Source organism: Polaribacter sp., from assembly GCF_965660385.1.
GTDB lineage: Bacteria > Bacteroidota > Bacteroidia > Flavobacteriales > Flavobacteriaceae > Polaribacter.
This window is the reverse complement of the sequence record NZ_CBFHZT010000030.1, coordinates 1-14,297: the sequence shown is the minus strand read 5'-3', so window position 1 is coordinate 14,297 and position 14,297 is coordinate 1. Positions and strand designations below refer to the sequence as shown.

At 30.1% G+C, this 14,297-nt stretch carries 15 protein-coding genes; 12 read left to right on the top strand and 3 right to left on the bottom strand.

The window, feature by feature from the left end:
* The first annotated feature begins 12 nt into the window (after positions 1 to 12).
* From ACTG3V_RS10135 to ACTG3V_RS10105, 7 genes are all read left to right on the top strand, one after another.
* Entirely contained in the window at positions 13 to 2,523 is a 2,511-nt protein-coding gene (locus ACTG3V_RS10135) for a DPP IV N-terminal domain-containing protein (RefSeq protein WP_439132052.1), read from the top strand.
* A 468-nt stretch (positions 2,524 to 2,991) separates the two neighbouring features.
* A complete protein-coding gene (locus tag ACTG3V_RS10130; RefSeq protein WP_439132051.1) occupies positions 2,992 to 3,576 on the top strand; it encodes an FMN-dependent NADH-azoreductase in 585 nt (194 codons plus the stop codon).
* Between the two features lie 24 nt (positions 3,577 to 3,600).
* A complete protein-coding gene (locus ACTG3V_RS10125) occupies positions 3,601 to 4,137 on the top strand; it encodes an NADPH-dependent FMN reductase (RefSeq protein WP_439132050.1) in 537 nt (178 codons plus the stop codon).
* Between the two features lies 1 nt (position 4,138).
* The gene (locus tag ACTG3V_RS10120) at positions 4,139 to 4,387 is read left to right on the top strand and encodes a glutaredoxin family protein (protein WP_439132049.1); all 249 of its coding nucleotides are present in this window, start codon (positions 4,139 to 4,141) and stop codon (positions 4,385 to 4,387) included.
* A gap of 192 nt (positions 4,388 to 4,579) precedes the next feature.
* Positions 4,580 to 5,017, top strand: a complete 438-nt coding sequence (locus tag ACTG3V_RS10115) for a MarR family winged helix-turn-helix transcriptional regulator (protein ID WP_439132048.1) — start codon at positions 4,580 to 4,582, stop codon at positions 5,015 to 5,017.
* Positions 5,018 to 5,194: 177 nt separating this feature from the next.
* Positions 5,195 to 6,064, top strand: coding sequence for a pirin family protein (locus ACTG3V_RS10110; protein WP_439132047.1), 870 nt, complete (start codon positions 5,195 to 5,197; stop codon positions 6,062 to 6,064).
* A gap of 41 nt (positions 6,065 to 6,105) precedes the next feature.
* Positions 6,106 to 6,813, top strand: a complete 708-nt coding sequence (locus tag ACTG3V_RS10105) for a pirin family protein (protein WP_439132046.1) — start codon at positions 6,106 to 6,108, stop codon at positions 6,811 to 6,813.
* A 99-nt stretch (positions 6,814 to 6,912) separates the two neighbouring features.
* On the opposite strand, the gene ACTG3V_RS10100 is transcribed toward ACTG3V_RS10105, so the two are convergent.
* On the bottom strand, positions 6,913 to 7,359 hold the full coding sequence (locus ACTG3V_RS10100) for a KTSC domain-containing protein (protein WP_439132045.1): 447 nt from the start codon (positions 7,357 to 7,359) through the stop codon (positions 6,913 to 6,915).
* Positions 7,360 to 7,437: 78 nt separating this feature from the next.
* On the bottom strand, positions 7,438 to 8,340 hold the full coding sequence (locus ACTG3V_RS10095; RefSeq protein ID WP_439132044.1) for a septum formation inhibitor Maf: 903 nt from the start codon (positions 8,338 to 8,340) through the stop codon (positions 7,438 to 7,440).
* A gap of 126 nt (positions 8,341 to 8,466) precedes the next feature.
* Between ACTG3V_RS10095 and ACTG3V_RS10090 the strand changes: the two genes are divergently transcribed.
* The 5 genes from ACTG3V_RS10090 to ACTG3V_RS10070 all read left to right on the top strand — a co-directional run bounded on the left by ACTG3V_RS10090 (position 8,467) and on the right by ACTG3V_RS10070 (position 12,584).
* Positions 8,467 to 9,141, top strand: a complete 675-nt coding sequence (locus ACTG3V_RS10090; RefSeq protein WP_439132043.1) for an NUDIX hydrolase — start codon at positions 8,467 to 8,469, stop codon at positions 9,139 to 9,141.
* 112 nt (positions 9,142 to 9,253) lie between these two features.
* Complete coding sequence (locus tag ACTG3V_RS10085) at positions 9,254 to 10,762, top strand: nicotinate phosphoribosyltransferase (protein ID WP_439132042.1); 1,509 nt, start codon at positions 9,254 to 9,256, stop codon at positions 10,760 to 10,762.
* On the top strand, positions 10,747 to 11,502 hold the full coding sequence (locus ACTG3V_RS10080) for a phosphoribosyltransferase family protein (protein WP_439132041.1): 756 nt from the start codon (positions 10,747 to 10,749) through the stop codon (positions 11,500 to 11,502). The genes ACTG3V_RS10085 and ACTG3V_RS10080 overlap by 16 nt, the downstream gene beginning before the upstream one ends.
* Positions 11,503 to 11,523: 21 nt before the next feature.
* Complete coding sequence (locus ACTG3V_RS10075; protein WP_439132040.1) at positions 11,524 to 12,000, top strand: macro domain-containing protein; 477 nt, start codon at positions 11,524 to 11,526, stop codon at positions 11,998 to 12,000.
* Positions 12,001 to 12,008: 8 nt separating this feature from the next.
* Positions 12,009 to 12,584 (top strand): RNA 2'-phosphotransferase, encoded by a 576-nt coding sequence (locus ACTG3V_RS10070; protein WP_439132039.1) that lies wholly within the window; start codon positions 12,009 to 12,011, stop codon positions 12,582 to 12,584.
* A 359-nt stretch (positions 12,585 to 12,943) separates the two neighbouring features.
* On the opposite strand, the gene ACTG3V_RS10065 is transcribed toward ACTG3V_RS10070, so the two are convergent.
* Positions 12,944 to 14,297, bottom strand: a 1,354-nt coding sequence (locus ACTG3V_RS10065; RefSeq protein WP_439132038.1) for an alpha-ketoacid dehydrogenase subunit beta, incomplete at its 5' end; no start/stop codon positions are given.

Genomic DNA, 14,297 nt, shown 5'->3' with positions numbered 1-14,297 from the left:
CAAACTTTTACAATGAAAAACACATCACTTACTTTCTTGTTTTTATTGTCATTATTATCAATAAAAGCACAAGAAACTCCAGAACCAAATTACAGGCAAGCAGCAAGATTTTCACCAACCAAAATTGCAAAAATGGTACATTCTACCTCTGTAAGTCCAAATTGGTTGCAAAAAGGAAATCGATTTTGGTACCAATATAAAACGGCTACAGAAGGTGCTAAATATTATATTGTTGATGCTGATAAAAAAACAAAAAAGCCATTATTTGACAATGTAAAAATGGCCAAATGGTTATCGGAAATTACCAAAGACCCTTATGAAGCAAAGCATTTGCCTCGTTTTAATTTTACGTTTACAAAAGATGAAAAAGCAATTCGTTTTTATGTAACATCTAATGAAGAAGTAGAGGTAAAAGAAGAGGATAAAGGTGATGCAAAAAAAGATTCGACTTCAACCAAAAAGAAGAAGAAAACCAAACCTAAAATGGAGAAAAAAATCTACCATTTAGAATATAGATTAGGTGGGAATGGGCTTACCATTTTAGATACAGAAAAAAAGAAAAAAGAACCTTGGAAAAAATGGGCAAATATAGCTCCAGATAGTTCAATTGTTTTGTATTCAAAGAATTACAATTTGTATTGGATGGATAAGGCTAATTTTTTGAAAGCTGTAAAAGACGAAAAAGATACAACCATTGTAGAAAATCAATGGACAAAAGATGGTGAGCGAGATTATAGTTATGGAGGAAGAACTTATGGAAAAACAGATAAGGAAAAAAAGAAAGCAGAAAAAGACAGACAAAGTATTTACGGGTATTGGTCTCACGATTCTAAAAAGTTTGTGTTTACCAGATCTGATGCAAGGCATATAGAAGATTTGTGGGTTATTCATTCCACCAAAAAAGGTCGTCCTCAATTAGAGACTTATAAATATCATATGGCTGGTGAGCAAGATTTTTATAAGAATGAGATGTTGGTTTTCGATATCCCATCAAAATCTAAAAAAGAAATTGAATTAGATTCTACAATTCAACAATCAATAAGTGTTTACAGTTATCCAAGAAATAAATCTGACAGAAATGATGAACATCACCCTACGAAATTATTATCTAAAAAAGGTAAAATTTATTTTAGTACGGTTAGCAGAGATCGTAAAAGATTAGACATTCATGTTGCAGATATGGCAACTGGAGAGGTTAAAACAATAATCGAAGAACATGCTAACGTTTACATTGAAAATAGAGGAAAATCAATACGATTGTTTAATAACGAACAAGAAATTTTGTTTTGGTCAGAGAGAGATGGTTGGGGACATTATTATTTGTATGATTCAGATGGAAATTTAAAAAGACAAGTTACCAATGGTCCTTTTCACATAGATCGTTTTGAAGGGATAAACGAAAAAACAAGAGAAGTCTTTTTTACTGCAAACGGAATTGCCAAAAATCAAGATCCTTATTATGCACATCTGTATAAAATCAACTTAAACGGATCTGGCTTAAAATCGTTAAACCCTGGAGATTATAATACAAGTATTAGTTTATCAGATTCTAATCAATATTTCGTGAGTAATTTTTCTAGAGTTAATACCATACCTAAATCTGAACTAAGAGATGCTAATGGAAAATTGGTAATGTCTTTAGAAGAAGCAGATTTATCTCAATTATTTGCTGCTGGATATCAATTTCCAGAACCTTTTAAGGCAAAAGCGGCAGACGGAATTACAGATATTTACGGAGTAATTTATAAACCTTATGATTTTGATTCTATAAAAAAATATCCATTAATTGAATATGTATATCCTGGACCTCAAACAGAGGCTGTAAACAAATCTTTTTCTCAATATATGGATAGAACAGATCGTTTGGCACAAGTTGGTTTTGTGGTAATTACGTTAGGTAACAGAGGTGGTCATCCTGCACGTTCTAAATGGTATCATACTTATGGATATGGAAATTTGCGAGATTATGGTTTGGCAGATAAAAAATATGTAGCTGAACAATTGGCAGATAAATATGATTTTATCGATATTGAAAAAGTAGGAATTTTTGGTCATTCTGGTGGTGGATTTATGTCTACAGCAGCAATGTTGGTTTATCCAGATTTCTTTAAAGTGGCGGTTTCATCTGCAGGGAATCATGATAATACTGTTTACAATTCATGGTGGAGTGAAACACATCATGGAATTAAAGAAGAAGTGGATGCTGACGGAAAAATTAAGTACAAATATATGATTGATAAAAACCAAACGTTGGCAAATAATTTAAAGGGTAAAATTTTGTTGGCAACTGGTGATGTTGATAACAATGTGCATCCGTCAGCTACTATTAGAATGGTAAATGCATTTATAAATGCCAATAAGAGGTTCGATTTTATGCTATTTCCTGGAAGTAGACATGGCTTTAAAGACAGAGAATATTGGTTTTGGAGAAAGGCAGATTATTTTAGCAAACACTTATTAGGTGAAGAAACTAATTTTGTTGATATCGTAGAAATGAATAGAGATAAAGCATTAAAGAAATAATTGCATAACTATTTAAATTTAGGGTGAGATTTAATTCTCTCTATAAAAATCCAAGGTTTAGACATTTTCTAAAACTTGGATTTTTTTGGTTTTAGCCCCTAAAACAGTTTCGTTAAACTCATTAAATAGGTGAAAAATGTATGATTTATCCTGTAATTTTCTGTTGCAATCTAATAGTGGTTAAATAAAACCCTCTTTTAAATGTTTCCTTGGATATATTTTCCTTGGTAAATAAAAATTTATTTACTAACTTTGTAATGAAATTATAATATCATAAAAAATAACTAACATTAGATATTACGCTTCAATACAAGTATGAGATTAATTAATGCATTTTTTACTTAATTTATTAAAGACGATAAAGCAAAAGTTAAAATCGCTGTATTAAAGGTTTTATTTTACTTTTTATTTTAGATGAAAACAATAGACTATTTAAAAATTAACTAATTCAGTATTAAATAATTAAAAATGAAAATTTTAAATATCAACTCAAGCAGTAACAAGTCAGGTTCAACATCAACAAATTTTGCAGATAAAGTTGTAGCACATTTGTTAAAAGAAAATGAAGGATCTACAGTTGTAAAAAGACATACAACTTATTCAAATATACCATTCATTGATGAATCTATTTTAGGAGCATTGTTTCCACAAGGAGAAAGAACAGAAGCTCAAAAAAAAGCTTTACAATTATCTGATGAATTGGTAGATGAATTATTTGAGGCAGATGTTTTAGTAATTGGAGCGCCAATTTATAATTTTTCTGTACCAGCATCATTAAAAGCATATTTCGATTTAATTGCAAGAGCAGGCTTAACTTTTAAATATGGAGAAGCTGGACCAATTGGTTTATTAGAAAATAAAAAAGCATACATTGTAATGTCTAGTGGAGGTACAGAAATTGGAAGTGAAGCAGATTTTGCTGGCAATTATATCAAACACTTTTTAGGTTTTTTAGGAATTACGAATGTAGAATTTGTTAAATTAGACCAATTAATGTTTGGTAGTGAGCCAAAAATTGAGGCCGCTAATAAAAAAATAGCAGAAATCGTATAGTAATTAGCCTATAAAAACAAAATAATGAAAAAAATATTAGCATTTGCAGGTAGTACAAGTTCCACTTCAATTAATAAGCAGTTGGCAACTTTTGCAGCAGAAAACTTAAAGGAAACTGATTTTAATGTCATTGATTTAAGAGACTTTTCTTTACCTATCTATAGTGAAGATGAAGAAAAAGAGCGCGGTTTACCAGATGATGCAAAACGTTTTTCAGCATTATTTGATGAGTATGATGGTTTTATTTTATCGTTAGCAGAGCACAATAGTTCTTATGCTGCAGCTTTTAAAAACATTTACGATTGGAGTTCTAGAGTTAATGCAAATGTTTTTAGAGATAAGCCTTTATTATTAATGGCAGCATCACCTGGAGGTTTAGGAGGTAGATTTGTTTTAGAATCTGGTATTGCTCGTTTTTCTAGAATGGGAGCTAAAGAATTGGTTAGTTTTTCTTTCCCTAATTTCTATGATAATTTTAAAGAAGGTAAAGTTGTAAATAAAGAATTGTTAGATGCTTTAATACAAAAAGTTAACAAGTTTGAAGAGTTTGTAAATTCGTAATATGAAGATAATTTTATACGGCAAGCAAGGCCATGCCTATACAGTTGCATTTAAAAATTTCTTAAATTCTACAGATGAACCTTATGTTTATAAAGATATCTCAAAAGACGTGGAGGCCAGAGAGCACAGCAAAAAGTTATATGGAGGCGTTGCAAAATATCCCACTTTATTTGTAGATGATAAAGTGTATTTAACGCCAACTACAGAAAAATTTAATAAAATAATGCAAGATTTAAAGTTAAGAGCGTGATAATGGTTTCAAGCTTAAAGTTTGAAGAATTGACAATGAAGTTGGCAACTATAAGAAGAGAGTTTTGAAAATAAATAGTTGAAAATTCAAATCTGTTAAAGTACAGATAATAATAATTGAAATTTTAGTTTAAAACACCAAACACCAAACACCAAACACCAAAAACCAAACACCAAACATTAAACACAGAACATGGGTGATATTTCTAAAGACATAAAATCTACTTTTAAAACGAATAAGCTTAAGGCATTAATCAACATAAAATATACATCGAATTGGTTAAGCAGCAAAGAAAATGAGTTTTTTAAACCTTATGGTATCTCACCTCAACAATACAATATTTTAAGAATTTTACGAGGTGCAAAAGATAAAATTAAGGTGCAAGTAGTTAAAGATAGAATGATAGAAAGAGCACCAAATGCCACTCGTTTAATGGACAAATTATGTGATAAATCTTTAATAGAAAGAGAACGTTGTGAACATGATAGGAGAGTGGTATATGTAAAAATTAAAAATGAGGGGTTAGTACTATTAAAAACAATAGATGACAACAAAAACTTATCATTCTTAGAAAAATTAACTGAGGAAGAGGCAATATTACTCAGTGATTTATTAGATAAAATCCGATAAAAAAATTTACAAAAATATTTTCCTTGGAAAATATTATAAATGAGTTTAATTTATGAAACCAACATATAAAAGACAAAAAGTACCAAGCGTTTTTATTTTAGTGACCTAAAATTTAAAAAATAAGATTAATTGATTTTCTTACGTAAAAAAAGAGTTGAATCAATATAAAAACTAAAAATGAAAACATATAAAACAATTCAAAATATAGTACCAAGTCCTTTAGTAAATATGGGGCCAATTCGTTTACGTCAGCCTTTGCCAACTCAAGGTATTGAAAATGTAGACCCATTTTTGTTGCTTCATCATTATGGACCTTATGCAATTTCCGAATTCAACAATCCTTTTGATTTAGGACCACATCCACACAGAGGTTTTGAACCTATTACCCTTTTGTTTAAAGGCGAACAATTTCACAGAGATTCTTTAGGGAACGAAATGGTTGTAAAAGGCGGAGGTGTGCAATGGACGACTGCAGGACGTGGAATTATTCATGCAGAAGCGCCAACAAAAGAATTTGTTAAAAGAGGAGGTGATTTAGAAGGCATTCAATTGTGGTTAAATTTGCCTGCTAAGGATAAAATGATGACACCAAATTATCAACATTTAGAGGATGAACAAATACCAAAATTATTTTCTGATGATAAAAAAGTACAAATAAATGTTGTTGCTGGAAATCAAAAAGGTGTTTATGGTAATATTAAAACACAAACAGTGGTCAATGTATTTACTGCAAATGCAGCTGAAAATGGACAAATTGAAATTGAGATTCCAGAACATCATCAATCATTAATTTATCTATTAGATGGTGAAATTTTAGTGAATGATACTTCAATTTTAAAGAAAGCAGCAAACCAAATGGTAACGTTTAATCAAGATGGCAATACCGTAAAATTTGAAGCTAAAGCTAAAAGTACTTTACTAATTTTATCAGGAGAACCGATTAACGAAAAAATAACCCAATATGGACCTTATGTGATGAATACGCAAACTGAAATTTTAGAAGCAATGCGCGATTATCAACAAGGAAAAATGGGGTATTTATATTAACAAAACCTTGAAGCAGCTTCAAGGAAATAAACATGTTTATTATGAAAAAAATAATTCACAAAGCAGGCTCTAGAGGATTCGCAAATCATGGGTGGTTAAGATCTTATCACACTTTTAGTTTTGCTAGTTATCAAAATCCAGAAAGAATGAATTTCGGTATGTTAAGGGTTTTAAATGACGATGTTGTTCAGCCTAATATGGGGTTTGGTACGCATCCGCATAGAAATATGGAAATCATTTCGATACCAATTACAGGACCATTATCTCACAAAGATAGCATGAATAATAAACGTGCAATTGAAGTAGGCGAGGTGCAAGTAATGAGTGCAGGAACTGGTATTACGCATTCAGAATTTAATGACAGTAAAACGAAAGAAAGTAATTTTTTACAACTTTGGATAATTCCAGAAAAGCAAGAAGTTGAACCTTATTATGATCAAAAAAAGTTTGATGAACTTGGTAGAAAAAATAAATTTCAAACCTTAGTTTCTCCAAGAGATAAACAAATAGAGGGTTCTTTACCAATACATCAACAAGGTTATATTTCTATGATAGATTTAGACGAAGGGTTTACAACTGAATATGAATTAAAAAATGGAGCCTATTTTTTCTTAATTCAAGGAGAGGTTGATGTGGCAGATGAAACTTTAGAACATAGAGATGCAGTGGGAATTTCAGAAACCCAAAAAGTAACTGTTAAAGCATCAAAAAATAGTAAATTATTAGTGATTGATGTACCTATGCAATAAAGCAAACAATTCAGTCTAAAAAAAGAGGTTAACTAAAAGTCAGTATCAGCTTTTAGTTAACCTTTTTTTATGAATATCAAAATCTGCAATGTAATTTATTTAAGCCATCACAGAAGCTTTCATTGATTTTCGATATAGGAATTTGTTAAAGATATTTCGTTTACCAAAATTATTCATAGATTTTGCATTGATAAATTTTCCAAATAAAATTTTGTTTACGCCAAAATATTCATATGTATTTCCATCTGTAAACGTAACTTCTAGCAACATACTTTTATGATGCCAGTCTGATACCTGAAATTCAGTAATAGTGGTTTTGTAGGCTTCTAAATTCGCTGCTTTCGTTTCAGGAGCAATACTTACTAAAAAATGATAACCATCTATAATTTCTGTACTTACTTCTTCTGCTTCTGCTTTTTTTTCTTCGTCTTGAAATTTATCTGGATGCCATTCTTTTACCAAATTTCTATAGGTTTTCTTTAGTTCTTTCAAATCAATAGCACCTTCTATATTAAAAAGCTTTTTATATTGTTTTATTCGTTTCATGTCTTGTTTTAAAAATGGCTGCAAAAGTATTGATAATAAATGGATTGAAATTTATTTATAGCATCTATTTAGTGTTTTTTAATCTAATCCCAATTCTTTACGTTCATCAACATCAGTAACACCATTTTTATTCCAATAAGCCGATTGTATCGTTTTAATTTTTTTGGCTGTTGTGGTCAACGTTTTTCCATGGCTAACAATGGTTTCTTCCCAAGAAGCAATTGAGTTAGGAAAGGTTTTTGTAGCCCTAATTTTAAGTGTTCTCTGTAAAGTTGGGTAATTTATTTCATAAATCATAAAACCATCTTTCTCATTCACACTAGCTGTTGCTTCATACGCTTGGAATTTTTTATGATTCAAACCTAAATACTCAAAAGACGGAATAATCTCTAGTTTGCCTATTGGTAAATTTTCTGGTGATATTCTTAATTGATTCCACAATTCATTTTCTAAAATAGTTTTTTTTAGGTTGATTTTTCGATCAGCATTACTTTCAAAATAAGAATAAAATTGCACCTCATAATTATCTCTATTATTCAATTGCACAAAGGTATTTCCACACCATTCTTGTGCAGAAAAAGAAATTTTAATCGCTTCTTTATTGATATCAATAGGAGAGAGGGTGCTTGTCATCAACGAATAAGGATAAATGCCTGTAGTATATTTTTTAGTACTATTCAATTTTAAAACAGGAATATTTTTATCATTTTTATAATCGGCTTTCACTTGTTTTTGTGGTAAAAAATCTTCAGTTACAAAGATATGTACAGCTTTACCTTCATGAATTTCTCCATAACGCACTTGCGATGTTTTATAGGATGTTATTTCTGCTTTACCTGAATACCAATATTTATTAAAATCAGGATGTTTTTCAAAAGTTTTTAAAGGTTTTTGTATGGTTTTATTAGTAGTCTGTTGATCTGGTTTAGTACAGAAAAGTAATAGAAAACTAAAAATAATCGGAGTGTATAAGTTAATCATTCGTGGCATGGTTCTAAAATTTATCATTACACTAAATTACGATAATTAGTAGCGATTTTAAATTTTAGAATGTTAACAAAAATGAAAAAGGGATTTTATATTTTTGTGTAAAAGAAACACATAGGTATGACGCAGTCCATAAAATTAACAGTAGATGCAGTAGTATTTGGTTATGAAGAAGGTAAAATTACGGTTTTATTAATCAAAAGAAAATACGAGCCATTTAAAAATAAATGGGCAATTCCTGGAGGTTTTATTCTTGATGATGAATCTTTAGAAGAAGCAGTAGAAAGAGAGTTGTTTGAAGAAACTGGCGTAAAAATTAATTATTTAGAACAATTGTATACCTTTGGAAATCCTGAAAGAGATCCTAGAGGTAGAATAGTATCTATTGCTTATTTTGGTTTGGTAAGGCCAGATACTTTTAGGTTGTTTGCATCTACAGACGCAGAAGCTGCCCAATGGTTTGCTATTGATGATTTACCAGAACTTTCTTTTGATCATAAGTCGATTTTAGAAATGGCAATTAAAAGGCTACAAGGTAAAATCACTTATGAACCTATTGGATTTGAGTTGTTAGATCAGAAGTTTCCATTTTCTGATTTAGAGAAATTATACAGTACCCTTTTAGGGAGAAAAGTAGACAGGCGAAACTTCAGAAAAAAAATAATTGGCTTAAATGTACTCGATGAATTGGAAGAAAAAGTGTCTAAAGGTTCTGGAAGACCTGCCAATTTATTCCAATTCAATACCAAAAGATACTTCCAACTCAAAAAAGAAGGTATTATTTTTGAAATTTAAATTACTGAAATTTAGTTAATTAAATATTTTGTGTAAAAATAACGCAAATAAATTTTTGTTAAATTGTATTTTCAATATATATTTGTGTCATAATTACGCAAAATAAAATATTATGAACGCATTATTTTTAACTGACGGTTACAAAACAGGACATCATCAACAATATCCAAAAGGAACTGAAGAGGTTTATTCTAATTGGACACCAAGGAGCAACAAATATGCTCCAAAAGGATGTGATAAAGTAGTTTCTTTTGGGCAACAATATGTTATAACATGGTTGCACAATTATTTTCAAGAGAATTTTTTTTCAAAAGATAAAAAAGCTGTTTGTAATGAAATAAAGCAAGAACTTTCTTTGTACTTAAATACAGCTTATGATGTTTCGCATTATGAAAGTTTACACGATTTACAGTACTTGCCAATAAGAGTAAAATCTTTACAAGAAGGGGTAGAGGTTCCAGCTCAAATACCTATGCTTACTATCGTAAATACACATAAAGATTTTTACTGGATAACTAATTTTTTAGAAACTATTTTATCTACAATGTTATGGCAACCTATGACATCTGCAACAATTGCAATCTTATATAAGCGTATTTTTAAAAAATGGACCCTAAAAACAGATAAAGAAAATTTGGGTTTTATAGATTTTCAAGGTCATGATTTTTCTATGAGAGGTATGGGTGGTTTGCAAAGTGTATTATCATCTGGAATGGGGCATGCTAGTGTTTTTTTAGGGTCAGATACTTTACCTATAATCAGCAGTTTAAGAAAATATTATAATGCTAAAGACTTTGTAGTAGGCTCTGTAAATGCAACCGAACATTCTGTAATGTGTGCAGGTACTAAAGATGATGAAATTGGTACATTCAAAAAACTTATGGAAACTTATCCAACTGGTATTTTATCTGTAGTAAGTGATACTTGGGATTTATGGAAAGTACTCACAGAATATTTACCTAAATTACAAAATACTATCTTAGCAAGAGATGGTAAATTAGTCATTCGTCCAGATAGTGGAGATCCTGTTGATATTATTTGTGGAGAAAATAACGATTTGGGAGGCAATACACCTAAAGAGAAAGGTGTAGTTGAGTTGCTTTGGGATGTTTTTGGCGGAACAATTAATACACAAGGTTTTAAAATTTTAAACCCAAAAGTAGGTGCAATTTATGGAGATAGCATTACAACAGAAAGAGCAGAAGAAATTTGCAAACGATTGTATATTAAAGGTTTTGCATCTACAAATGTAGTTTTAGGGATTGGTTCTTTTACCTATCAGTTTAACACCAGAGATACATTTGGCTTTGCAATGAAAGCTACATCTGTTGTTGTAAATGGTCAAAGAAGAGAAATTTTTAAAGATCCAATTACAGATGATGGCATTAAAAAATCTGCAAAAGGTTTGTTAAAGGTTTCTATAGTTAATAACGAATATGTGTTAAAAGATCAGGTCTCAGAAACTCAAGAAAGTCAGGGAGAATTAAAGATAATCTATGAAAATGGAATGTTTTTTAATCAAACGGATTTAAAACAAATTAGAGCTCAGATTCAATTAAATATAGAAAATGATATAGGATTGAATAACAACAAAATTAAGATGATATGCAATATGAACTAAAGAAATTTAAAGACAATCAAATTGCTGCTAAAATTATAGGAAAAGGGAATTTACACGTAAAACTTAGAGGCAGTACCTATGAAGATTTATTCAAAGCAGCTTCAGTCAAAGAAGCTTGGGATGCTGATGTAACAAATAAAAATAATATTGCAGTTTTAACTTTGTATTGTTTAATTGGTCAACGTTCAGACAGAAGGTTTTACCCAAATGAATCTTTCGACTTAAAAATAATTTCAAAATTTATAAATATGATGAATTTTGATAAAGTTGAAATTTTGCACCCCCATAGTTCAGTATCTTTAGCTTTAATCGATAATTCCATAGAAATGAGTTGTTTTGATTATGTGAAAAAAACCTTTGATACTATTGGAAATCCTATTTTGGTTAGTCCAGATGCAGGCGCATATAAAACAACACATACTTTTGCAACAAAACTGAATGCAGATATTATTCCATCTAATAAAGTAAGAATTAACGGAACTCCTAAAATCAAGGTTCAAGGAAACGTAAAGCAAAAAGACTGTTTAATTATTGATGATTTAGCAGATGGAGGAAGAACGTTTACACAATTAGCTCACGAATTAAAAAAACAAGGGGCAAATACTGTTTTTTTATATGTTACACACGCTCAATTTAATTATGGTTTAAAGGAATTAAAGGAGACTATTAATCATATTTTTTGTACCAATAGTTATAAAGATATCGAAGATGATTTTGTTACACAATATAAAGTGATTTAAATAAATTATAAAACGGACTTAATGAAAAAGATTACATATTTAAATGGAGATGCAACAACTCCAGCTACAAGAGGGAATAAAATAATCGTTCATATTTGTAATGATATTGGACGCTGGGGAAAAGGTTTTGTTTTAGCAATTTCAAAAAAATGGAGAGAGCCAGAAAAGTTTTACAAAGATTGGTATAAGAATAGATCTAATAATGATTTTGCTTTGGGGGCTATTCAAATTGTACAAGTTGAAGATGATGTTTTTGTGGTAAATATGATTGGACAAGAAGGAATAAAAAGAAGAAATAACATCACACCAATAAGGTATGAAGCTGTGCAATCTTGTTTAGAAAAAGTGGTAATTAAAGCGAAAGAAATTAATGCGAGTATACATATGCCAAGAATTGGTTGTGGTTTAGCAGGAGGAAAATGGGAAGAAATTGAGTCAATTATCAATAAAACGCTTTTGGATAATAATATAGATGTTTTTGTTTACGATTTTGATTAGAAAGTAAAATGAAAGAAAAAGATAAAAAACAAATCAGTAAGTTTTTGAGCTTGATATTAAGACATCAACCTGAAAAAATAGGGTTACAATTAGATAAAAATGGATGGGCTTGGGTGATAGATATTTTAGAGAAATCCAAATTAAAATTCACTTTAAAGGAATTAGAAGAAATTGTAATGACCAATGATAAAAAAAGATTTAGTTTTAATGATGATAAAACTAAGATTAGAGCAAATCAAGGGCATTCATTAAAGACGATTAATTTAGAACTAAAAACACAAGTGCCACCTAAGGTTTTATTTCATGGTACTATAGAAAAATTTATTCCATCAATAAAATTAGAGGGTTTGCAGAAAATGAATAGACAACATGTACATTTAAGTCCAGATCAGGAAACAGCAATAAAAGTAGGTTCTAGAAGAGGAAAACCAATAATTCTTTCTATAAATGCGTTGCAAATGCATAATGAAGGCTACGCGTTTTATCACTCAGAAAATGGTGTGTGGTTAACGGATAATGTACCTGTTGATTTTATAAATTTAATCCCCAATAATTTAACCTCTGAAAAGCTTTTGGACGAATAAACCAGCTTTGTGAATGCGAAGTTGAAAGTAATATTTTGAATAAAAGCTTGTATCACCTTACTTTAAATAAAGGTTGATATTATCATAATTTTACTTTAATATTGTTGTGATTGTTACAAATAGTAAAAACTTAGTTCAGTCATTTTCTGTCAATTTTCAAATATTTGTTGATCGCGATTTTTATCAATTGTATATAGAAAAAAATCTTTTTATCATTACTGGAAAAAAGATCGTTATCAAATTATTATCTCTATGAATTATGAGTATAATTTAAGTGAAATTAAATTTGGTAAAATCGAATGCAAATAAAAACCCCAATCAAATTTTGATTAGGGTTTATGGTTTATTTCAAAAAAAGTTTAATACAAACTCTTAAATTTTGTTGGATTAAACTCATGCATAATTTCGTACACTTTTTCAAAAATATCTTCAGTAGAAGGTTTCGAGAAATAATCGCCATCAGTACCATAAGCAGGTCTATGAGCTTTAGATGTCAAAGTAGAAGGTTTGCTGTCTAAATATTGATATCCATTTTGCTTTTCTAAAATTTCTTGTAAAATATAAGCAGAAGCACCTCCAGGAACATCTTCATCAACCACTAATAATTTATTGGTTTTTTCTAAACTTTTTACACAATCATGAGACAAATCAAAAGGCAATAAAGATTGTGCATCTATAATTTCAATATCAATTCCAACTTGTGCTAAATCTTTTGCTGCATCTTCTACCAAACGTAATGTAGATCCATAAGAAACAATAGTAATGTCTTTTCCTTCTTTCACGGTTTCTACAACTCCAATTGGTGTTTTAAAATCACCCAAATTGGTTGGTAGTTCTTCTTTTAGTCGATAGCCATTTAGACATTCTATTACTAATGCTGGGTCATCACCATCTAAAAGTGTGTTGTAGAATCCAGCAGCTTTGGTCATATTTCTAGGCACTAAAACATGAATACCTCTTAGGTTGTTAATAATTCCGCCCATTGGCGAACCTGCATGCCAAATTCCTTCCAGTCTATGGCCACGAGTTCTAATAATTAGTGGTGCTTTTTGTTTTCCAAATGTTCTATAACGCAAGGTTGCCAAATCATCACTCATAATTTGGAGTGCGTACAATAAATAATCTAAATATTGTACTTCTGCAATTGGTCTCAAACCACGCATGGCTAAGCCAATTCCCTGACCAATAATAGTGGCTTCACGAATTCCGGTATCAGAAATTCTTATCGTTCCATATTTGTCTTGCAAGCCTTCTAACCCTTGATTTACATCACCAATATAACCAGCATCTTCACCAAAAATTACAACATCATTGTGTTTTTCTAAAATTGCATCAAAATTATCTCGCATAATAATTCGAGCATCTACCAGATTTTTATCTTGAGCATAGGTAGGTTTTTTTTCTAACACTTCTAAGCTACTTAAATCTGTTTCACTTGTTAAATGCGTAGAATATTTATAGTGAGCATCTTTTAATGCAGATTTTATAAAGTTTTGAAGTTCTATTTTATCGCTAAAATATTCATCTTTTAAATACCATAAACATTTCCTTGCTGTAGCTAAAATATCTTTTCTAGTAGGCTCAGTGATGGCTAATAGATCATTTTTATATTTATTGATAAAAGTGCCGTTTTTACTTTTTTGAGTGATGCCCTCTAAGATTTCAGAAACAATTAAACGTTCAGATTTTATTTCATTTAAATAAGCACTCCAA

Bases quoted from the DNA above. Each gene is read 5' to 3' on its own strand.
- ACTG3V_RS10135 (WP_439132052.1), top strand. From the start codon at position 13: ATGAAAAACACATCACTTACTTTCTTGTTTTTATTGTCATTATTATCA.
- ACTG3V_RS10130 (WP_439132051.1), top strand. From the start codon at position 2,992: ATGAAAATTTTAAATATCAACTCAAGCAGTAACAAGTCAGGTTCAACA.
- ACTG3V_RS10125 (WP_439132050.1), top strand. From the start codon at position 3,601: ATGAAAAAAATATTAGCATTTGCAGGTAGTACAAGTTCCACTTCAATT.
- ACTG3V_RS10120 (WP_439132049.1), top strand. From the start codon at position 4,139: ATGAAGATAATTTTATACGGCAAGCAAGGCCATGCCTATACAGTTGCA.
- ACTG3V_RS10115 (WP_439132048.1), top strand. From the start codon at position 4,580: ATGGGTGATATTTCTAAAGACATAAAATCTACTTTTAAAACGAATAAG.
- ACTG3V_RS10110 (WP_439132047.1), top strand. From the start codon at position 5,195: ATGAAAACATATAAAACAATTCAAAATATAGTACCAAGTCCTTTAGTA.
- ACTG3V_RS10105 (WP_439132046.1), top strand. From the start codon at position 6,106: ATGAAAAAAATAATTCACAAAGCAGGCTCTAGAGGATTCGCAAATCAT.
- ACTG3V_RS10100 (WP_439132045.1), bottom strand. From the start codon at position 7,359: ATGAAACGAATAAAACAATATAAAAAGCTTTTTAATATAGAAGGTGCT.
- ACTG3V_RS10095 (WP_439132044.1), bottom strand. From the start codon at position 8,340: ATGATTAACTTATACACTCCGATTATTTTTAGTTTTCTATTACTTTTC.
- ACTG3V_RS10090 (WP_439132043.1), top strand. From the start codon at position 8,467: ATGACGCAGTCCATAAAATTAACAGTAGATGCAGTAGTATTTGGTTAT.
- ACTG3V_RS10085 (WP_439132042.1), top strand. From the start codon at position 9,254: ATGAACGCATTATTTTTAACTGACGGTTACAAAACAGGACATCATCAA.
- ACTG3V_RS10080 (WP_439132041.1), top strand. From the start codon at position 10,747: ATGCAATATGAACTAAAGAAATTTAAAGACAATCAAATTGCTGCTAAA.
- ACTG3V_RS10075 (WP_439132040.1), top strand. From the start codon at position 11,524: ATGAAAAAGATTACATATTTAAATGGAGATGCAACAACTCCAGCTACA.
- ACTG3V_RS10070 (WP_439132039.1), top strand. From the start codon at position 12,009: ATGAAAGAAAAAGATAAAAAACAAATCAGTAAGTTTTTGAGCTTGATA.